General features: G+C 59.7%; 18 protein-coding genes. 15 read left to right on the top strand and 3 right to left on the bottom strand.

The features are described from left to right. The first annotated feature begins 127 nt into the window (after positions 1-127). Positions 128-1,327 carry an Obg family GTPase CgtA gene (gene cgtA / locus N6L25_RS10720; protein WP_271980069.1) on the top strand — a complete coding sequence of 400 codons (1,200 nt, stop codon included), beginning with the start codon at positions 128-130 and terminating at the stop codon, positions 1,325-1,327. A gap of 11 nt (positions 1,328-1,338) precedes the next feature. Continuing rightward, a complete protein-coding gene (proB, locus tag N6L25_RS10715) occupies positions 1,339-2,463 on the top strand; it encodes a glutamate 5-kinase (protein WP_271980067.1) in 1,125 nt (374 codons plus the stop codon). Between the two features lie 95 nt (positions 2,464-2,558). On the opposite strand, the gene rpsT is transcribed toward proB, so the two are convergent. Continuing rightward, the gene (rpsT, locus tag N6L25_RS10710; protein ID WP_271980065.1) at positions 2,559-2,825 is read right to left on the bottom strand and encodes a 30S ribosomal protein S20; all 267 of its coding nucleotides are present in this window, start codon (positions 2,823-2,825) and stop codon (positions 2,559-2,561) included. A gap of 341 nt (positions 2,826-3,166) precedes the next feature. On the opposite strand from rpsT, the gene murJ reads away from it, so the two are divergent. The 13 genes from murJ (at position 3,167) to N6L25_RS10645 (ending at position 18,310) form a co-directional block, all read left to right on the top strand. Next, on the top strand, positions 3,167-4,747 hold the full coding sequence (murJ, locus tag N6L25_RS10705; RefSeq protein ID WP_271980063.1) for a murein biosynthesis integral membrane protein MurJ: 1,581 nt from the start codon (positions 3,167-3,169) through the stop codon (positions 4,745-4,747). Positions 4,748-4,893: 146 nt separating this feature from the next. Then, positions 4,894-5,844, top strand: a complete 951-nt coding sequence (gene ribF, locus N6L25_RS10700) for a bifunctional riboflavin kinase/FAD synthetase (RefSeq protein WP_271980061.1) — start codon at positions 4,894-4,896, stop codon at positions 5,842-5,844. Positions 5,845-5,946: 102 nt separating this feature from the next. After that, entirely contained in the window at positions 5,947-8,766 is a 2,820-nt protein-coding gene (gene ileS, locus N6L25_RS10695) for an isoleucine--tRNA ligase (protein ID WP_271980059.1), read from the top strand. A gap of 11 nt (positions 8,767-8,777) precedes the next feature. Beyond that, positions 8,778-9,293 carry a signal peptidase II gene (gene lspA, locus N6L25_RS10690; RefSeq protein WP_271980057.1) on the top strand — a complete coding sequence of 172 codons (516 nt, stop codon included), beginning with the start codon at positions 8,778-8,780 and terminating at the stop codon, positions 9,291-9,293. Then, entirely contained in the window at positions 9,290-9,742 is a 453-nt protein-coding gene (fkpB, locus tag N6L25_RS10685; RefSeq protein ID WP_271980055.1) for an FKBP-type peptidyl-prolyl cis-trans isomerase, read from the top strand. The genes lspA and fkpB overlap by 4 nt, the downstream gene beginning before the upstream one ends. A 32-nt stretch (positions 9,743-9,774) precedes the next feature. Next, complete coding sequence (gene ispH, locus N6L25_RS10680) at positions 9,775-10,728, top strand: 4-hydroxy-3-methylbut-2-enyl diphosphate reductase (protein WP_271980053.1); 954 nt, start codon at positions 9,775-9,777, stop codon at positions 10,726-10,728. 647 nt (positions 10,729-11,375) lie between these two features. Beyond that, complete coding sequence (locus N6L25_RS10675) at positions 11,376-11,960, top strand: GspH/FimT family pseudopilin (protein WP_271980051.1); 585 nt, start codon at positions 11,376-11,378, stop codon at positions 11,958-11,960. Beyond that, on the top strand, positions 11,944-12,507 hold the full coding sequence (pilV, locus tag N6L25_RS10670; protein WP_442915230.1) for a type IV pilus modification protein PilV: 564 nt from the start codon (positions 11,944-11,946) through the stop codon (positions 12,505-12,507). Before N6L25_RS10675 ends, pilV begins: the two co-directional genes overlap by 17 nt. 75 nt (positions 12,508-12,582) lie before the next feature. Next, positions 12,583-13,617 (top strand): PilW family protein, encoded by a 1,035-nt coding sequence (locus N6L25_RS10665; RefSeq protein WP_271980049.1) that lies wholly within the window; start codon positions 12,583-12,585, stop codon positions 13,615-13,617. Positions 13,618-13,621: 4 nt separating this feature from the next. After that, complete coding sequence (locus N6L25_RS10660; protein ID WP_271980047.1) at positions 13,622-14,095, top strand: pilus assembly PilX family protein; 474 nt, start codon at positions 13,622-13,624, stop codon at positions 14,093-14,095. Between the two features lie 74 nt (positions 14,096-14,169). Then, positions 14,170-14,568: a hypothetical protein gene (locus N6L25_RS10655; protein WP_271980045.1), complete on the top strand. Its 399-nt coding sequence runs from the start codon at positions 14,170-14,172 to the stop codon at positions 14,566-14,568. Next, positions 14,561-17,848 carry a pilus assembly protein gene (locus tag N6L25_RS10650; protein ID WP_271980043.1) on the top strand — a complete coding sequence of 1,096 codons (3,288 nt, stop codon included), beginning with the start codon at positions 14,561-14,563 and terminating at the stop codon, positions 17,846-17,848. Before N6L25_RS10655 ends, N6L25_RS10650 begins: the two co-directional genes overlap by 8 nt. A gap of 15 nt (positions 17,849-17,863) precedes the next feature. Continuing rightward, positions 17,864-18,310 (top strand): type IV pilin protein, encoded by a 447-nt coding sequence (locus N6L25_RS10645; RefSeq protein WP_271980041.1) that lies wholly within the window; start codon positions 17,864-17,866, stop codon positions 18,308-18,310. 153 nt (positions 18,311-18,463) lie between these two features. Here N6L25_RS10645 and N6L25_RS10640 read toward each other — a convergent pair whose 3' ends face one another. Beyond that, complete coding sequence (locus N6L25_RS10640; protein ID WP_271980039.1) at positions 18,464-19,030, bottom strand: GspH/FimT family pseudopilin; 567 nt, start codon at positions 19,028-19,030, stop codon at positions 18,464-18,466. Positions 19,031-19,171: 141 nt separating this feature from the next. Then, on the bottom strand, positions 19,172-20,548 hold the full coding sequence (locus N6L25_RS10635) for a sigma-54-dependent transcriptional regulator (RefSeq protein WP_271980037.1): 1,377 nt from the start codon (positions 20,546-20,548) through the stop codon (positions 19,172-19,174). Positions 20,549-20,629: the final 81 nt, after the last annotated feature.

Genomic DNA, 20,629 nt, shown 5'->3' with positions numbered 1-20,629 from the left:
CGATCTCCGGTTCTGTCGAACCGTGAGTGGCTCTGATAACATCGTTATCGGCCATTCGGAGCCCCGCAAAGCTTCTTAGAGGCTGCGGGGCTTTTTAGTTTATGCGCCAGCGCGCAAGGGTTGAGTGATGAAATTTGTAGACGAAGCTACCATCATTGTCGAAGCCGGTAAGGGTGGTCACGGTTGCCTCAGTTTTCGCCGTGAGAAGTACGTGCCCAAGGGCGGTCCCGATGGCGGTGACGGTGGCGATGGTGGCTCGGTATATCTGGAGGCCGACAGCGCCCTGAATACCCTGATCGACTACCGCTTCCAGCGTAAGTTCAAGGCGCAGGGTGGCGAGCCGGGTGCTGGGCGTAACTGTTCCGGTAGCAAGGGCGAAGACCTGGTGCTGCCGGTGCCGGTGGGCACCACCGTGGTTGATATGGACACCCACGAAGTGTTGGGCGATCTCACTCGCGAGGGCGAACGCCTGAAGGTGGCTCAGGGCGGTTTCCATGGGCTGGGTAATACCCGCTTCAAGTCGTCGGTCAACCGGGCGCCGCGGCAAACCACCAAGGGCTCGGAGGGCGAGGCGCGTAACCTGCGGTTGGAGCTCAAGGTGCTGGCGGATGTCGGGCTATTGGGCATGCCCAATGCCGGTAAGTCGACCTTTATCCGCGCGGTCTCTGCGGCGCGCCCGAAAGTGGCGGATTACCCCTTTACCACCCTGGTGCCCAATCTGGGTGTGGTCAGCGTGCAGGCTCACCAGAGCTTTGTGATTGCTGACATTCCGGGGTTGATTGAAGGGGCTGCAGAGGGGGCGGGGCTGGGTATTCGTTTTCTCAAGCACCTGGTGCGCACCCGTTTGCTGTTGCATCTGGTGGATGTGGCGCCCTACGACGGCTCTTCGCCGGCAGGCAGTGTGCGGGCCATCGCCTCTGAGTTGGAGAAGTTCAGTGAAACGCTGGCTGGGCGCGATCGCTGGTTGGTGCTGAACAAGGTGGATATGGTGGCCGAGGAAGATCGTGACGCCCACTGTCAGGCCATCGTCGACGAGTTGGGCTGGAATGGGCCGGTGTTTCGCATCTCTGCACTCAGTGGCGAGGGCACCAAGCCGTTGACTCAGGCGGTAATGCGTTGGATCGAAGAGCGTGCCGAGCTTGAGGCGCAGAATCCGGAAGTCGCCGAGCAGGAGCGTGCCCGTCGGGCGCAGATGGATGAAGAGGCGCGGGCGCGGATCGAGGCTGACCGTGAGGCGCGGCGTGCGGATCGTAAAAACGATGATGATGATGACGACGACTTCGACGATGATGATTATGACGTCGAGGTGGTGTATGCACCGGAGTAAGTAGCAGTCTTATGAGTGAGCGCTCACAGTTGTCCAGGGCCCGGCGCCTGGTGGTGAAAATCGGCAGTGCCTTGTTGACCAACGACGGCCGGGGGCTGGACGTGGACGCCCTGGGTTGTTGGGTGGACCAGATTGCCGCCCTGATCGCCCAGGGGGTTGAAGTGGTGGTGGTGTCTTCCGGCTCGGTGGCGGAGGGCATGAGCCGATTGGGCTGGACCGCGCGGCCGGAACAGCTGCATGAGTTGCAGGCGGCAGCGGCAGTTGGTCAGATGGGCTTGGTGCAGACCTGGCAGGCCCAGTTCCGGCGCCATGAGCGGCACGCGGCGCAGATTCTGTTGACTCATGATGATCTTTCGGACCGCAAGCGCTACCTCAATGCCCGCAGTACCCTGCGCACCCTACTGGATTTTGGCGTGGTACCGATCGTTAACGAGAACGACACGGTGGTCACCGATGAAATTCGGTTTGGTGATAACGATACCCTGGGTGCCCTGGTCGCCAATCTGATTGAGGCGGACGGCCTGATCATTCTTACCGATCAGCTTGGGTTGTTTGATCGTGATCCGCGCAAGCATCCCGATGCCCGGCTGGTGCTGGAGCGTAAGGCTGGCGATGCCGAGTTGGACGCCATGGCGGCGGGCGGCTCCGGTGCGTTGGGTCGTGGCGGCATGCAGACCAAGGTGCGTGCAGCACGGCTGGCGGCCCGCTCCGGTGCGTTCACGGTGATCGTGGGTGGTCGGATCGATCGGGTTATTGCTCGTTTGAGCAGCGGAGAGGCGCTCGGTACGTTATTGCTGCCCGAGCAGGGGCGCATTGCGGCGCGCAAGCAATGGCTGGCCAGTCATCTGAAGACGCGTGGCCAGTTGACCCTGGACGATGGTGCTGTGCGGGTGCTTTGTCGCGGCGGCCGGAGTCTGTTGCCGGTGGGGGTGCGTAGTGTGTCCGGCCAGTTCCGTCGCGGCGAAATGGTGTCCTGTGTCAGCGAGGCGGGGGTCGAAGTGGCGCGAGGGTTGATCAATTATGATGCCGATGAGGCGCGGGCCATTGCCGGGCGTTCCAGTGATCGGATCGCTGAGGTGTTGGGCTACATTTCCGATGAGGAGATGATCCACCGGGATAATATGGTGATTGTCTGATCGGATTGCCTTGTTTTGGCAAAAGGGTTTCGGCTGCAAAAATTTAAGACACAAAAAAACCGGCCTGAGCCGGTTTTTTTGTGGAATGCCGAAGCTTAGGCTTTCAGGGCCTTGATCTTGGCGTTCAGGCGGCTCTTGTGACGAGCAATCTTGTTCTTGGCGAAGATGCCCTTGTTGACCATGCTGTCGATGATCGGCTGGGCCTGCTTCAGGGCTTCCTGAGCACCTTCGTAGCTGCCCGCTTCAATCTGGGCGCTGACTTTCTTGAGATAGGTGCGCGCCATGGAACGCAGGCTGGCGTTATGCTTGCGGTTCTTTTCGTTCTGACGTGCGCGCTTTTTGGCTTGTGGGGAATTTGCCACCGTGTAACTCCTGAAATTCTGACTTTCGTTGTTGAAACGATCTGAAAATTGCGTGCGCGCCAAAACACCAGCGCGTCGAAATAAATGACGCGGAACTATGCCGCCAATGCCCGGAAAAGTCAAGGGAGCCGTTGCGTAACTGCGAATCAGCCGGGCACGCCTCCGCGGTGGTTGCCGGATTCGTCGAGTGTATCTTCGTGAGGCGGATCCGGGCCTGTGTGGTAAACTCGCCGGTCGTTATGTCCGGAGGCGGGAAGGGCTGGGAGTCGTAGGTACTTCCTTGTTGGGGTTTTCCGCGTTTCGGATGCGAAGCCGGACCCCCTTGAGCAGAGCGGATCTCGATGACCTCCAGTGTAAAGCGTTCCGATTCCCCCAAGCCGCCCGACAAGGCTCCGGGCCTGTTGCGATCGTCGGGCGTGGTGGGCGCGATGACCATGCTCTCCCGGGTGTTGGGGCTGGTGCGGGATATGGTGATCGCCCGATATTTTGGCGCCGGAGCGGACGCCGATGCGTTTTTTGTGGCTTTCAAAATTCCCAACTTTCTGCGCCGGTTGTTTGCCGAAGGGGCTTTTTCCCAGGCCTTCGTGCCGGTGCTGTCCTCCTACCGGGCGCAGGAGTCGATGTCCGAGGTTCGCCGCTTGGTCAACGCGGTGTCCGGATCGCTGGGGCTGGTGCTGCTGGGGGTAACTCTGGCGGCGGTGCTGGGTGCGCCGGCCCTGACGGCCGTGTTTGCGCCGGGGTTCCTTGACGAGCCAGTCAAGTTTGAGCTTGCCAGCACCATGCTGCGAATCACCTTTCCGTACCTGCTGCTGATTTCACTGACGGCATTCGCCGGCGCCATCCTCAACAGTTATGACCGCTTCGCGGTGCCGGCCTTCACCCCGGTGCTGCTGAATTTGGCCATGATCGGGGCTGCGGTGTTTTTATCGCCGGTAATGGAAACGCCGGTGCTGGCCCTGGCTTGGGGGGTGTTTATTGCCGGCGCGCTGCAGCTGTTTTTCCAATTGCCGTTTCTGATGCGGTTGGGGCTGTTACCGCGCCCGCGTGTGGACTACCGGCATGAGGGGGTCCGGCGGGTATTGCGCTTGATGGCGCCGGCCCTGTTCGGAGTGTCGGTGAGCCAGATTAACCTGTTGCTGGATACCGTGCTGGCGTCGCTGCTGCAAACCGGTAGCGTGTCCTGGCTGTACTACTCGGATCGGCTGTCGGAGCTGCCGCTGGGGGTTTTTGGTGTCGCAATCGCCACTGTTATCCTGCCCAGCCTGTCCCGCAAGCACGCCGCCGATTCGCCCGCCCAGTTTGCCGCCACGCTGGACTGGGCGGTGCGCTCGATACTGCTGATCGGCGTACCGGCGGCGCTGGCGCTGGCGCTGCTGGCGGAGCCGCTGATTGCTACCCTGTTTCATTATGGCGAAGTCACCGACCGCGACGTTGCTATGTCGGCGGGTAGTTTGCGCGCCTATTCGGCGGGCTTGCTGGCCTTCATGTTGATCAAGGTGCTGGCGCCGGGGTTTTTCGCCCGCCAGGATACCCGGACGCCGGTAAAAATTGGCGTGATTGCCATGGTGGCGAACATGGTGTTTAACCTGGCGCTGATCTTGCCGTTGGCCCATGTCGGGCTTGCCCTGGCGACGTCCCTGTCGGCCTGGCTGAACACGGTGCTGCTCTGGCGGGGGCTGAAAAAAGCGGGGGCCTGGCAAAGCCAGCCGGGATGGCTGCGATTTGGGGGGCAGTTGTTGCTGGCCAATGGCGCCCTGGCGGCGATCATTGTCTACCTGAACCAGCCGGTCGCCGCCTGGTTGTCGATGAGCGGGCTTGAGCGGGCTTGGGCAATGGCTGTCGTGGTGGTCGCTGGTGTTGCCGTGTATTTCGTGGTGCTGGTGCTGGCGGGGGTGCGGGTAAGACATTTCCGCCACAGGTAGGGTATAATCGCTCGTTTTCTCGCCAGCCGGCAAAGGCCGCTGGCTCGTTCGGTCTGTCCAGGCAGGGTGGCTGCGTCGGCGATGCCGACACGACAGACAATACAGACCGACACTCATACAGACTGAGACTTAGGGGTGCGCATTACATGCGGCTGATACGAGGGCTGGCCAACCTGCAGGCGCTGTCAAAGCAGGCGACCTCTCCCTTGGCCAAGGGGTGTGTGGCGACAATTGGCAACTTCGACGGCGTTCACCTCGGGCATCGAACCATCATTGATCAGGTGCGCGCGCAGGCCCAACGGCTGGGCGTACCTGGAGTGGCACTGGTGTTTGAGCCCCAGCCGCGTGAGTTCTTTCAGGGCCACGAAGCGCCGCCCCGGCTGACCGGCTTCCGGCAGAAGTATCAGGCGTTGATTGATGCCGGCATGGATCTGGTGCTGTGCCTGCGGTTCGACGACCAGTTTCGCAGTTACTCGGGCATGGGCTTCATCGAGGACGTGCTGATTGACGGGCTGAACGTACGCCACCTGGTGGTGGGCGACGATTTCCGTTTCGGTTGTGACCGGGCCGGAGATTTCGACCTGCTGCAGCAGGTCGGTGGCCAGCGGGGGTTCACCGTTGAGAACACGTTGACGGTGACTGTTGCCGGCGAGCGGGTCAGTAGCACCGCTGTTCGAACGGCCCTCGCCGGCAATCGACTCGATCATGCCGCACGCCTTCTGGGGCGGCCCTATGCCATCGACGGCAGGGTGGTCTATGGTCGCCAACTGGGCCGACAGATCGGCGCGCCCACGGCCAATATCCTGCTTTCGCGCCTGCCGCCGTTGCGCGGCGTGTATGTGGTGCAGGCGGAGCTTCCGGATGGCTGCCGCTGTGACGGCGTTGCCAACATCGGCCTGCGGCCCACGGTGGACGGTCGCCAGCCGGCCCTGGAAGTGCACCTGTTCGACTTTGCTGGCACACTATATGGTCAGCGTATTCGGGTCACCTTCCGCCACCCATTGCGGGATGAAGTAAAGTTTGACTCCGTTGCGGCCTTGCAGGCCCAGATCGCACAGGACTTCAACGACGCCCGTCAGTGGCTGGCGGGGCAGTGATGGCTGCCCTGGTCGGCGCTGTTGTTCGTCAATCCACATGAGTGCGCAACACCAAAGCATAGCCACAGTTAACCCTTTACCGGTAACGATCCACAGGTAACCATGAGCGACTACAAGCATACCCTGAATCTGCCTGAAACCGCCTTTCCGATGCGCGGTAACCTGGCCAAGCGCGAGCCCGATATGCTCCAGCGCTGGCAGGACCTGGATGTCTACGGCAACCTCCGCCAGCAGCGCGCCGGTCGCGACAAGTTCATCCTGCACGATGGCCCTCCCTACGCCAACGGCAACATCCACATCGGGCATGCGGTCAACAAGATTCTCAAGGATATGATCGTCAAGTCCCGCAGCTTTATGGGCTTCGACGCGCCTTACGTGCCGGGATGGGACTGTCATGGCTTGCCCATTGAACACAAGGTCGAACAGAACATCGGCAAGGCCGGGGTCAAGGTGGATTACAAGACCTTCCGTCAGGCCTGTCGCGACTATGCCGCCGAGCAGGTTGCCGGCCAGAAAGCCGACTTCATTCGCCTGGGGGTCATGGGACAGTGGGATAAGCCTTACCTGACCATGGATCCGAAGGTGGAAGCGGGTATCGTCCGGGCGCTGGGCAAGATCGTCGCCAAGGGTCACCTGGTGCGTGGCTACAAACCGGTTTACTGGAGTGTGGTGGGCCAGTCCGCCCTGGCTGAGGCCGAGGTGGAATACCAGGACAAGACCTCCACCCAGATCGACGTGCGCTTCACGGCCGTCGACCGGGCCAGTGCCTTGGCGGTGTTTGGGGCCGATCAGGGGGAAGGTGAAGTATCGGTGGTGATCTGGACCACCACGCCCTGGACCATCCCGGCCAACCAGGCCGTGGCGCTGAACGCCGATCTGGAATACGCGCTGGTGCAGGTGGATGCCGGTGCGGGCGCGGAGTTGCTGATCCTGGCGGCTGCCATGGTCGAGGGCATCATGGCGCGCTGGTCCCTGGAGAATTATGAGGTTTTGGCCACCTGCCAAGGCTCGGCGCTGGAAAACCTGCCGCTGAAACACCCGGTCTTTGAGAAACAGGTGCCGGTGGTCATGGGTGAGCATGTCTCCACGGACGCCGGTACCGGTGCGGTACACACCGCGCCTGACCATGGTATGGAAGACTTTGTGGTTGGCCAGCAGTACGGCATTGGCACGCTGAATCTGGTCCAGGCCGATGGCACCTACACGCCTGGTGCCGGTGAGTTTTCCGGACTACATGTCTATAAGGCGGACGCCCCGGTCAGTGAGGCGCTCAAGCGTGAAGGCAAGCTGGTCTATACCGAGAAGTTCTCTCACAGTTACCCCCATTGCTGGCGGACCAAGACCCCACTGATCTACCGTGCCACGCCGCAATGGTTTATCAGCATGGAGCAACAGCATCTCCGTGCCGACGCGCTGGAAGCGATCAAGGGCGTACGCTGGGTGCCGGCCTGGGGTCAGAACCGCATTGAGGCGATGTTCCAGCAATCCCCGGACTGGTGTATCTCCCGCCAGCGCACTTGGGGCGTGCCCATTACGTTGTTCATCCACAAGGAAACCCAGGAGCTGCACCCGGACACCGCGGAGCTGATCGAAGCGGTCGCTCGCAAGGTCGAGCTGGACGGTATCGACGCCTGGTACGATCTGGACGCCAGCGAAGTGCTGGGCACGGATGCGGACCAATACGAGAAGGTGCTGGATACTCTGGACGTCTGGTTTGATTCCGGTGTGACCCACGATTCCGTGCTGCGTCCCCGTGTCGAGCTGGGCCAGTTTCCTGCGGATCTGTATCTGGAAGGCTCCGACCAGCACCGTGGCTGGTTCCAGTCGTCATTGAAAACCTCCATCGCCATCAACGGTGTTGCGCCTTACCGCCAGGTACTGACCCACGGTTTCACCGTCGATGGCCAGGGGCGCAAGATGTCCAAGTCCCTGGGCAACGTGATCGCGCCTCAGGAAGTGATGAACGAACTGGGGGCCGATATCCTGCGGCTGTGGGTTGCCGCCACCGACTACAGCGGCGAGATGACCGTGTCCAAGGACATCCTTCGTCAAACCGCCGATGGCTACCGGCGCATCCGCAACACCGCCCGTTTCCTGCTCAGCAACCTGAGCGGCTTCGAGCCGGCGCAGCATTCGGTGACGCCGGAGGACATGCTGGCGCTGGATCGCTGGATGCTGGACCGTGCCCTGCGGCTGCAGCAGGAGCTGATCGAGGACTACGAGAACTACGCCTTCCTGCGCATCTATCAGAAGGTCTACAACTTCTGCGAGGCGACCCTGGGCGGCTTCTACCTCGACATCATCAAGGACCGTCAGTACACCACCCAGGCCGACAGCCTGGCCCGTCGCTCCTGCCAGACCGCCATGTACCATGTGGCCGAGGCGCTGGTGCGCTGGATTGCCCCCATTCTCAGCTTCACCGCCGATGAGATCTGGCAGCACCTGCCGGGTGAGCGTGGCGATACCGTGTTCTACGAGACCTGGTACCAAGACCTGGCCGAACTGCCGCAGGACGTCCAGCTTGGGCGCGAGTACTGGGACGAGCTTTATGGCGTCAAGGAGGCGGTCAACAAGTGTCTGGAGGCCGCACGTGGTCGCGGTGACATCAAGGGCTCCCTCAGCGCCGAAGTGACGCTGTACTGCGAGGGGCAACTGGCGCAGGATCTTAAGTCCCTGGGCGAGGAACTGCGGTTTGTGCTGATCACCTCCGAAGCCACCGTCAAGCCGGTTTCAGAGGCGGGTGACGCCGAGCAGACCAACCACGAAGGGCTGATGGTCAAGGTGACACCGACCGCTCATAGCAAGTGCGAACGTTGCTGGCACCATCGGGCGGACGTGGGCCAGAACCCGCAGCACAGTGACCTGTGCGGCCGTTGTGTCAGTAACGTGGAAGGGCAGGGCGAAGCCCGCTCGTTTGCCTGATGGACGCCGCTATGACTGATCGCGATACGACGGGTTCCCAGCTTCGTTGGCTTTGGCTGGCGGTACTGGTGATTGCTCTTGACTTGGGTACCAAAGCGCTGGCCAGTGCCATGCTGACTTACGCCAATCCGGTGCCGGTGATGCCGTTGTTTAACCTGACGCTGCTTCACAATACCGGCGCCGCCTTCAGCCTGCTGGCGGATGCCGCCGGCTGGCAGCGCTGGTTCTTTGTCGCCCTGGCGGCGGTGGTCAGTGTGCTGCTGGTGATCTGGATGAGATCCCTGAAAGCCCACGAAACCTGGACCGCTGTTGCCATCGCGCTCATTCTTGGAGGCGCTTTGGGTAACGTGTACGACCGGGTGGTTCACGGCTATGTCGTCGATTTCCTGCATTTCTACTGGCAGGACTACCATTTTCCCGCGTTCAACCTGGCCGACACCGCCATTACCCTGGGTGCCGGCATGATGATTCTCGATATGTTCCGCAAGCCAGCGGAACCATCCGGAAGGAGTAGCGATTCCCGATGAACGAACTGCCAGTGGACCAGGGGACCCGGGTCACCCTGCATTTTGCGCTGAAATTTTCCGACGGTCAGGTGATTGATTCCACCTTTGACAAGGAGCCTGCCAGCCTCGAAATCGGCGATGAAAACCTGCCGGAGAACTTCGAGGCCTACCTGATGGGCATGAAGGCCGGCGAGCAGGCCAGTTACCAGGTACCTCCGGAAAAGGGCTTCGGCCAACACAACCCCAACAACGTGCAGCTGTTCAAGCGCTCGGACTTCGCAGCCGATATGGTGCTGGAGCCGGGGGTGATGATTTCCTTTGCCGACGCCCGCCAGACGGAGCTGCCGGGGGTGATCAGCAAGGTGGAAGGCGATGAGGTCACGGTGGACTTTAACCACCCGCTGGCCGGGCGTACACTGACTTTTGATGTCGAGATCATCGATGTCGAGCCAGCCGCGCCGACTCACTAAATTCGATTTACGCACCCAGTCAGGACTTCAGCATGCAGATTCGACTCGCCAATCCCCGCGGTTTCTGTGCCGGTGTTGACCGCGCCATCGAGATCGTGAACCGGGCGCTGGATGTGTTCGGCGCACCCATCTACGTGCGCCATGAGGTGGTTCACAACAAGTTTGTGGTGAACAATCTGCGCAATCGGGGTGCGGTCTTTGTCGATGAGTTGGACGAGGTGCCCGATGATCACCTGGTGATCTTCAGCGCCCACGGCGTGTCCCAGGCGGTGCAGAACGAAGCTGCCCGCCGCGGTCTCAGGGTGTTCGACGCCACCTGCCCGCTGGTCACCAAGGTGCATATGGAGGTCATGCGCTACAGCCGGGACGGCCGCGAGTGCGTGCTGATTGGCCACCACGGTCACCCGGAAGTGGAAGGCACCATGGGCCAGTACGACCATCGCAACGGCGGCGACATCTACCTGGTAGAGGACGAGGCGGATGTGGCAAAGCTGGCGGTGAATGATCCTTCCCGTCTGTCTTATGTGACTCAGACTACCCTGTCCATGGACGACACCGCCAAGGTGATTGACGCCTTGCGCGCCCGCTTCCCCGAGATTCAGGGGCCGCGTAAGGACGACATCTGCTACGCGACCCAAAACCGCCAGGATGCCGTCAAGCAGCTGGCCGGTGATTGCGACCTGATGCTGGTGGTGGGCTCTCCCAACAGCTCCAACTCCAACCGGTTGCGGGAGCTGGCCGAACGCATGGGCACCCCGGCCTATCTGATTGATGAAGCTCGACAGATCGACCCGGATTGGCTCAAGGGCAAACAGGCGGTGGGCGTAACCGCCGGTGCCTCCGCCCCGGAAGTGCTGGTCAACGACGTGGTCAAACGGCTGCAGGAGCTCGGCGGCGATGTCCCCGAGGAAATCGCCGGGCGCGAGGAGAACATCGTGTTTTCCATGCCGAAGGAATTGCGGATCGATGCGGTGGAGGTGTCGTAGCGCCATTCCTGACTCGGCTAACTTTTCTAGCCCTAGGGAGCCTCTGATTAACTCCGAATTGCCTCTGCGCGATCTGAAGGCTGTAGATGCAAGACGCGGTTCGCCGCCAATGGCCCTGTTTTGATAAAGAACTTGGCCTTGGCAAGAGCCGCAACGCCGCAGGTGCAGCCTTCAGAGCACGCCCTGCGGGGCGTTCAGAGCCATCCACACTCGGCGTTGCGCCTTTTTGCAAGGTCCAGACATTACTGCCAAGTCCAGACATAACTAAAAAGTCGCGCCTTGACTGTGAATGGCTCTGAATGCCAGAGGTGATTCGGAGTTAATCAGAGGCTCCCTAAGATCTTATCTAACCCTGATAATGTTGCTGGCGGTCCTGACTCTCTGAATTTCAGGCATTGCCGGTTGAGGCGGCGATGTTTTCCCGGCATCGCCCGCCCTTTGGTCCGTGCTCTGCGCTCCTCTGTCTCGGAGTCGCTTTTCCTTTCGTTCGTAATAGTCCGCACACCGTGGTTCCGGTCTGTGACTTCGGTCACGTAGCTAGCTGCTCTTTGACCGCCTATCCTGTCTTTGCTGCCGTTTATCGAGACGCCGTAGATGTCCGATGGCGGCATCGTTACATTTCCTGTAACTGGCAATGGAAGTGGAATATGTCCGTGTTGAATCGCAGTTCCGGATTTACAATCATCGAGTTAATGCTGACGCTATTGGTGGTTGGTATGTTGGCGGTGTTGGCCATGCCTATGTTTGATCGCACGATTCAGGAGAGCCGGATTGTGTCTCAGACCAACGAACTCACCAGCCATTTGGGGTTCGCCCGCAGCGAAGCGGCAAAACGGCCCAATGCAACGATTACCCTGTGCCCGTCCAATGACAACACCAGTTGCATCGCAACCAACAACTGGGAAGGCGGCTGGATCGCCATGCTCGATATGGACGGCGATGAAACGTTGGATGCCGGCGATGGTGATGCGGTGCTGAAGGTATTTGGTGCGATGTCCGGGGGCAACAGTCTTCAGGCACAGTCCGGTGGCGGCAATGTGGATTCCTTTCAGTTTTCCGGCAATGGCCAACCGTTAGCCAGCGGCACCTTTGTCGTCTGCGATGGTCGGGGCGCCGGCGAAGCCAGGGCGGTGGTGGTGATGATTTCAGGTCAAACCCGCCTGGCCACCGACGAAAACGGTGACGGCATTGTTAACTTGCACGGTGGAGGTGCCAATGTCACTTGCCCATGATTTCCATTCTACAAGGGCCGCTAGCCGTGGCCGTCCAGCAAGCCGGATAGGTCGACGCCAACAGGGGTTGTCGATGATTGAAATTCTGGTCACGCTCGTCATTCTGGCGGTGGGCCTGCTGGGTTTGGCGGGTTTGATGATTGACGGTCTTCGTAACAACCAGAGCGCCTATCTGCGTACCCAGGCCAGTATGCTCGCCTACAACATGGCGGACCGGATGCGTGTTAACAGAGTTGAAGCCGTTGCTGGCGACTACGACGATTACGACACCAGCGCGGTGGATGCCACCACTACCCTGCCAGGCTGCGCCTCGCAAACGACCGGCTGCTCGGCGAACGACCAGGTGACACTGGATAAAGCCGAATGGACACGCCAGATCCAGGGAACTGGAACCATTGCCTTGCTGCCGCAGGGCGTGGGGACCATCACTCGTGGAGCGGGCAACCTGTTCACCATTACCGTTAGCTGGCAGGAAATTCAGTGGAGCGAAGCGGCCGGCGCCAACACGGCGGGCACTCAGCAATTCAGTGTGCAATTCAGCTTGTAAAGGGGCTCCATGGCAATGATGAGCAACAGGTTTAAGGAACGTTTGACCCTCCCCGCCGGGGCTCGTGGTTTGACAATGGTGGAACTGATGGTGGCGTTGGCCTTGAGCGCCATACTGGTCATCGGCGTCATCACCGTGTATCTGGACTCCAACCGCTCTTCCCGGTTGAGCGCCTCCCTCGCCCGGATCCAGGAGACGGGCCGGATTGCCGCCGACATCGTGACACGCGAAGTTCGTATGGCTGGTTTTCAGGGTTGTGCGGATCCATCCACGATAGCGATGAACATCATCGCCGATAATCCGCCGACGCTGGACTTTGGGCTGACCACCATTCGCGGTTGGGAAGTGGCGGACGCCACTTGGGCCGATGGCACCGAGTTTGATGGCACCGCCATTGAGGCTAATGCGGTTGTGGGCAGTGACGTGCTGGCGATTCAGCGCGGCAATACCGTGCCTATTACGGTAACCGGCAACATGCATGCCACTAACGCCAATGTTCAGGTGGCCGGAGATCTGGCCCTGTTCCAACAGAACGATGTGGTGTTGATTTCCGACTGCGAGAATGCAGACCTGTTCCGGATCACCAGTGATCCGGAAAGTGGCACTTGGGCGCACGCCAACGATGTCAATGAAGGCAATCGGCTGAGTCAGCTGTACGACACCAGCGCGCAGATCATGTCCTTTACCTCAACCGTTTACTTCGTGGCGGATACCGGCCGGGACGATATCAATGGCAACCCGGTGTTTGCACTCTACCGCCAGAGCGACAACCTGGCCAACAGTGCCGCCAGCACCTTCACCATCGAGGAGTTGGTGGAAGGGGTGGAGAGCCTGCAGTTGCTGTTTGGCGAGCGTTTGGCCACCGACAATATCCGCTACGTCACCGCCGATACGGCGGGTCTGGACATGAGCAACGTGGTGGCGGTCAAGCTCGGCTTACTGGTGAGCGATGCCGAACGGGTTCAGGATACGGCGGACCAATTTGATTATATCCTGCCAGGGCAGACCATTGAGCCGGCCAGTGCAGCGGGGGCCACGGTCACCCACCCGGAAGACTTCAGGCTGCGCCGAACCTTTGAAACCGCCATTAACCTGCGGAACAGGAATTAATGCCATGACCACTCGATCCGGAAACAGAAAAACTGAACGCGGCGCGGTATTGGTGGTGAGTCTGATCGTGTTACTGGTGGTGACCATGTTGGGCGTCGCCGGTATGAATTCCTCCCTGCTGCAGGAGCGCATGGCGGCCAACGCCCAGAATTCAAATCGCGCCTTCCAGGGTGCCGAAAGTGCAGTCGGCGTGTTGACCAACACCCTTATTGGTGGCGATCTGAGTGCCCTGAGTGAAGCCATGTCGGCGGCGGACAGCACCAGTTCTTCCTCCTCCTACAGCATCGGCGGGGGCGACCAGCAGTCTGCGTATGAGGCGGAGTACCTGGGGGAAATTATCATTTCCAGCGGCAGTTCCATGGATGCCAATGAAAGTACAACCTTGCTCAAGGGTTACCGTTTTGAGCTTCGGGGAACTTCTCAAATTCCGGCGACCGGGGCCTCGGCCACGGTGAATAAGGGCATTGAATATTACTGAAGTTGCTGACGCTCGATTATCCGTTCAGCAACAGATGACATTGGCCAACATATCCTCTGCGGAGAGGGGGCGATATGAATAACAGAACTTGGAACTTAGTAATCGTGTTCGCGGCCATCGGCGTAACGTCACCGGCTGTTGGCTTGGAGCCGATTTCATTGAAAGTGGCGCCCATTCACATGGTTCAGGAACAGGATGCCATAGAGAGCAGCCGGGTCGAAGTGGTGTTTTCGGCCAGCGGTGAGGTGGTTCAGGTCAACGCCTGTCCCGGAACGACAACGGCGTGCCTTGGCGGTACCCGTCTGTTGCCTGCGCGCGAGCTGCAGTTTTACCTCGGCGCCCAACCGATCGATTTATGGCGCGTGCAGGAGCTGAGTGGTCAGGCCGCGACTATTTACTATGACACGGCGACCAGGCTGGTGGAAAAAGTGCGTTTTTTTAATGTAGCGCAGGAGGATGGGCGTGATGACTAAGTTATACGGAAAAGTGGCTGTCGGCCTCCTGGCGTGTATGGCTGCTTCGGGCCAAGCGGACGATACCGAAATTTTTTTCAACACCTCGACCTCGTCCATCCAGCCAAACATCCTGTTTATTCTGGATAACTCCGGAAGTATGGGGGCCGAGGTGACCACCACGTCCACTTTTGACGCATCGGTGACCTACGACGGCGACATTTCGGACGATTTCATCTACTACGAAGATAACGGCTGGGCCATCGGGATCCCAAAGACCGACAACAAGTGTGACGACATCCTCGACCGCCTGGCGACTGCCGGCGAAGTGCTGAATTACCGTATGGCCCATTGGCGAGAGCAGGGCAACAAGTTCCGTTGGCGGGATCTCAATGACGGTGATCTGGATGAAGCTACCAGCATTGTCGAATGCGAATCCGACCGGGGTGTGCACGGCGAAACGGATGCATCCTCGAACAAGTATGCCCGCAATCACAGCAACCAGTGGGGTAGTGAGAACCAGGAAATCGACTGGGATAACATCGACCGCGCGGATTTCTACTCGGCCAATTACCTCAACTGGTATTTCAACCATCGCGAGTCCACCACCAGTACCCGCCTGGAGATCGTTCAGGATGTCGCCACCAAACTGGCGGACAGTCTGGTGGGGGTGAATGTCGGATTGATGGCGTTCAACACCGATGGTGACCAACGTGAGGGCGGTCGGGTGTTGGTCCCGATTGCCAACGTTGACGACAATCGGGACGCCTTCAAGACTGCAGTGGACGGGTTGACGGCGGAGACCTGGACACCACTGGCGGAAACCCTGTTTGGTGCAGGAAAGTATTTTGCTGGCGATGCACCATTTCTCGATACCAGTCCCGTCAGTGGCACGGTGGATGAGGGCGGCGAGTACATTAGCCCAATGGAATATGAGTGCCAGTCCAACAGCATCATTCTGCTGACGGATGGCGAGCCCACCTACGACGGTTACAGAAGTGGGGATGATTACGATGAGGCGGAAGACAGTGCTACCCGGACCGCAATGCAATCGGTAGTGGGCAACTGTTCGGACAACTGCCTGGATGAAATCGCCGATTATTTCTACGACACCGGGCTGGATGCCGGTTTCGACAACAACGTGCCGGTGTCCACCTATACAGTGGGTTTCCAGACCGATCAGACCCTGCTTTCCAACACCGCGTCCAATGGTGGCGGCTCCTACTATCTGGCCGATGACACCGAGTCGCTGGAAACCGCTTTCAAGGACATCGTTCGTGCTGTCCTGGCGGTCAACACCACCTTCGTTGCGCCCGGGGTCGCGGTGAACACCTTCAACCGCCTGAATCACCTGGACGCTCTGTACTTTTCGGTGTTTCAACCGGACATCTCCCCGCGCTGGGAAGGCAACCTGAAGCGTTATCGCCTGGGTTCCGATGGCATTGTTTATGACGTCAACGATGCCAGCGCCGTCGACCCCAGCACCGGTTTCTTCCGGTCCACCGCTCAGAGCTTCTGGAGCGACAGCGCCGATGGCTCAAACGTGGCCCAGGGCGGCGCCGCCAATGAACAGCCGGACAATAACACCACCCGGAAAGTTTACACCTACTATTCGGGCGCCAGCACCGATCTTACCGCCTCGGCAAACGCGGTCGACGTTGCGAACAAGGCGAACCTCACCAAAACCATGTTCGGTGATGCCACCATGAGCGACGCCGATCACGAAAAACTGATTAACTGGACCCGCGGTGTGGATGTGGAGGATGAAGATGAAGACACTTCCACCACCGACGCCCGCAAATACATCGCCGATCCGCTGCACTCGATTCCCCATCTGGTGATCTTCGGTGGCACGTCCGCGAGCCCGGATACCACCGTGTTTTTTGGCGACAACCAGGGCTACCTCCATGCCATTAATGGGAGTGACGGCAGCAGTTACTTTTCCTTCATACCTTCGGAGCTGCTGAGCAACCAGGCCACGCTGCTGACCAACAGTGATGACGAGACCACTCGCGTATATGGTATGGACGGCTCCGTCATCAGTTGGAGCCACGACGATAATTTCGATAACCAGATCGTCGCGGATGACGGCGACCACGTATACATCTATGGCGGCATGCGCCGGGGTGGTCGAAACTACTATGCCCTGGATGTCACCACCCGAACCAGTCCCTCGCTGTTGTGGAAGATTGAGGGCGGGGCCGGCGATTTCACCGAGCTGGGCGAAACCTGGTCCAAACCGGTCAAAACCCAAGCCAAGATCGGTAATGCGGTAAAAGATGTTTTGATCTTTGCGGGCGGTTACGACACCCAGCAGGACACTGCGGGCGTTCGTAGCGCCGACTCCGTTGGCCGTGCCCTCTACATGGTCGATGCCAGTACTGGCGGCTTGCTGTGGTGGGCCGGACCGACCGATAGCGGCGCCAACCTGGAGCTGGCGGATATGGATTACAGCATTCCATCGGCACCCAAGGTATTGGACATCAATGGCGACCGGCTCGCCGATCAGGTCTATGTCGGCGACATGGGGGGGCAAATCTGGCGATTTGACATCACCAATGGCAACGCCGCATCCAGCCTGGTGACCGCGGGTGTGATTGCGGACCTGGCCGGCGATACCGCCGATGACAACCGGCGTTTCTACCATGCCCCGGATCTGTTCGGACTCAAGCTGGGTGGAACTCGCTACCTGGGGCTGGTGATCGGCTCCGGTTGGCAGGCGCACCCGCTGGACAACATTGTCGATGACCGTATCTACATGCTGCGTATCGCCGACGTCACCGAAGCTCCGATGGAAGGGGAAGGCGCAGACGCAGTGGTTACATATACCAAGCTGACCGAGTCGGATCTGTTCGACACGACAGCGAATCTGATCGGACAGGGAACGGACCAGGAGGTCTCCGATTCCCAGACTGCATTGGCCACAGCCGATGGTTGGTACGTTCGCTTGACTCGGGCCGGCGAAAAAGTACTGTCCACAAGCCAGACAGTCAACGGCCAGACGTTCATTACCACCTACGAGCCGTCCGGCAACAACAACGCCTGCCAGCCGGCAGCGGGGCAGTCCCGCCTGTATCATATTTATGTCAAGGATGGCCAACCAGTGGTGAATTACGACGGAGTTGGCGAAGATGACGCATTAACCACAACCGATCGCGAAGTTGAGCTCTGGACTCTGGGCCTGCCGCCTGATCCCCAACGGATGCGTGTGGACGGCCAGGACGTGATTTGCGTCGGCGCCGAGTGTCGCCCGGTCGATACCCTGACTGGCGTGGTTGAAACCTACTGGTATGAGGAATAACGAGTGACGGTATCAATGGCGAGAAGTGCGGGGATTACACTGATCGAGTTGATGATCGTGGTCGCGATTGTCGGCATCCTGGCCTTCGTGGCCTACCCCAGCTATCAGGATCAGGTGGAGCGCACCCGCCGCTCGGATGCCCAGGGCGCACTGATGGGAATGGCCAGCGCCATGGAACGGTACTTCACCACCAACAACACCTATGCCGGGGCGGCCGATGGTGGGGCCGATACCGGTTCTCCCGCAAATTATCCAGACGAGGCGCCGCTGGATGGTTCACAGAAGTACTATGACCTGACTATCCAGGCTGCGGATGCCACCTCCTACACGGTACGAGCTACCCCCAAAAACGCGCAGGCCGGTGACGGTATTCTGGAGTTGACCTCCACCGGCGTGCGGCGTTGGGACCGCAATAACGATGGCGATACTGCGGATGCTAACGAAACCAACTGGGAGAGGTAGTGCCTGAGCGGGATGTTTCCCGGAGATTCGAACAACGTAGGATGCCGGTGAACGGAGCGAACCGCATCGCCAAGCGGTTTGTTGATGCGGTTCGCTCCGCTCACCGGCATCCTGCAAGTCACTTTGACCAATCGTCACGTTATGCCTGCCGGCTCACGCACAATGGATATCCGCGCCCCAAGACAACCGGATGTGTCGGTCGTCATCCTCGTCGTGTTCACTGCGAAAGCGCCCCCCACGATTGACTGCCATGTAGCTCATCTTGCCTCCTTCAATGTCACGATCAGGGCACAGAACCAATCCACCCGAAGCGCCATAAACCATGCCGGATGCCGAGAACTGCAAATAGCCGCGACCACCGGTGCGGGAGCGTACCGAAAAAGGCACCATGGGAGCGGGGAATACTCGCCAGACTAGGTTGCCGTCGGGTTCCTTGTTGTTGTCTTGGTCCGGGAACACCGACACTGGCAGGTTCCAGTCATCCCGACAGCGGTTGTCTGTGTCCAGGGGGCATAAGGTTACCCGTTGACGCCGGCTGGCGGCCATCCAGCGAGCGTAGTTGAACAGCTCGGCGTAGGCATTGATTTGGGTGCGATGACGGACGTCGTTCATCCAGCCAGACCAATGGCCGAGTGCGACGGTGCTAACCAGTGACAGTATGGTGAGTGCGAGCAGTAATTCCACCAGCGTGAAGCCGGTGTGGGCAATCGAATTCTTCATCCTTGAATCCTTCGGGGGCTAATTGTAGAACAGGTGACGGCTCAGGGTTCGGGCGTATCCATTCGCCACGAAGCGGTTAGCATAGGCGGTGGCCAGGGGGGCATCCAGGCGATCCTGCCGCTGTTCGGCGTGAGCATTTGCTCACTCCATGCCGAGTTTCTTCAGCTTGTACCGTAACGCCCGGAAGCTGATACCCAAGCGTTTGGCCGCTGCCGTCTTGTTCCAGCGCGTCGCGGCCAGTGCCTTCTCGATGGCCTGTTTCTCCACCTCCTCCAGGAATTGCTCCAGATCCAGCTCTCCCTCTGGAATGGCCGGAGTGTCGCCCTCGCCGAGGGCGTGATCGGGTGTCATGTTACTGAATTGGGGCGAATGCCCGAGGTGCAAATCGGTCGGGCCGATGCGGTCATTGTCACACAGGGTATAGGCGCGCTCGAGGATGTTTTCCAGCTCCCGAACGTTACCGGGAAAATCGTAGTCCTGCAGTTTGGCCAGGGCGTCGTCGGTCAGGCAGGCCGCAGGACATTCATACTCCCGCGAAATTCGCGCAAGGATATGCTCGGCCAGCAGGGCAACGTCATCTTTACGCTGTCTCAGTGGCGGTACCGACAATTCAATCACGTTGATACGGTAGAACAGATCCTGTCGAAAGATGCCTTCTGCGAGCATGTCCGGCAGGTCCTTGTGGGTGGCGCTCAGGATTCGGATGTCCACCGGGACTTCCCGGGTGTCCCCGACGGGTCTGACAGCCTTTTCCTGGATGGCTCGCAACAGCTTGACTTGCATGGTCAATGGCAGGTCCGCCACTTCATCAAGAAACAAAGTGCCGCCGTTCGCTGATCGGAACAGCCCGTCCTTGTTATCCACGGCGCCGGTGAAACTGCCCTTCTTGTGACCGAAAAACTCGCTTTCCATCAGCTCGGCGGGGATGGCGCCGCAGTTGACCGCGACAAAGGGACCTTCGCTGCGGGGGCCCTGAAGGTGAATCATGCGGGCAACCAGTTCCTTGCCGCTGCCGGATTCACCGCTGATGAACACCGGTGCTTGGCTGCGGGCCATCTTGCGGATCTGGCCACGAAGCCGTTTGATTTCGCTGGAGTTGCCAAGCAGCAGTCCGGGGTCGTCGACAGGCTTGTCGGGTTCCTCGGCCACCGCGGCGAGCTTGAGGGCACTGCTGACCAGTTCCCGTAAGCGGGGCAGCTCCACCGGCTTGGAGACGAAGTCGAAGGCGCCAGCCTTGAGAGCCTCAATGGCGGTATCCATGCTGCCATAGGCGGTGATGACGGCGACCGGGGTGTGCGGGCAGTTGCTCTGGATCCATTGCACCAGTTCGATGCCGTTGCCATCGGGCAGGTTCATATCGGTAAGGCAAAGCTCGGGCTGATGCTCGCCAAGCAGCTTGCGGGCAGCGCCGACATTTTCGGCAGTCAAGGTGGTGATCCCCATCCGAGTCAGGGTGATTTCCAGCAAATCCCGGATGTCGGGTTCGTCGTCCACGATCAGTGCGGTGTGGTTGGCCATGGGGTCCTGTCGTTTCGTTCTTGTTACTGCGATTTACTACTCATGGTAACGATTAATGCTATTACGCTGGCGTCGCTGGCT

Source organism: Marinobacter sp. SS21, assembly GCF_028369065.1.
GTDB lineage: Bacteria > Pseudomonadota > Gammaproteobacteria > Pseudomonadales > Oleiphilaceae > Marinobacter.
The sequence above is the reverse complement of the archived record's forward strand: the minus strand, read 5'-3'. Positions and strand labels throughout refer to the sequence as shown.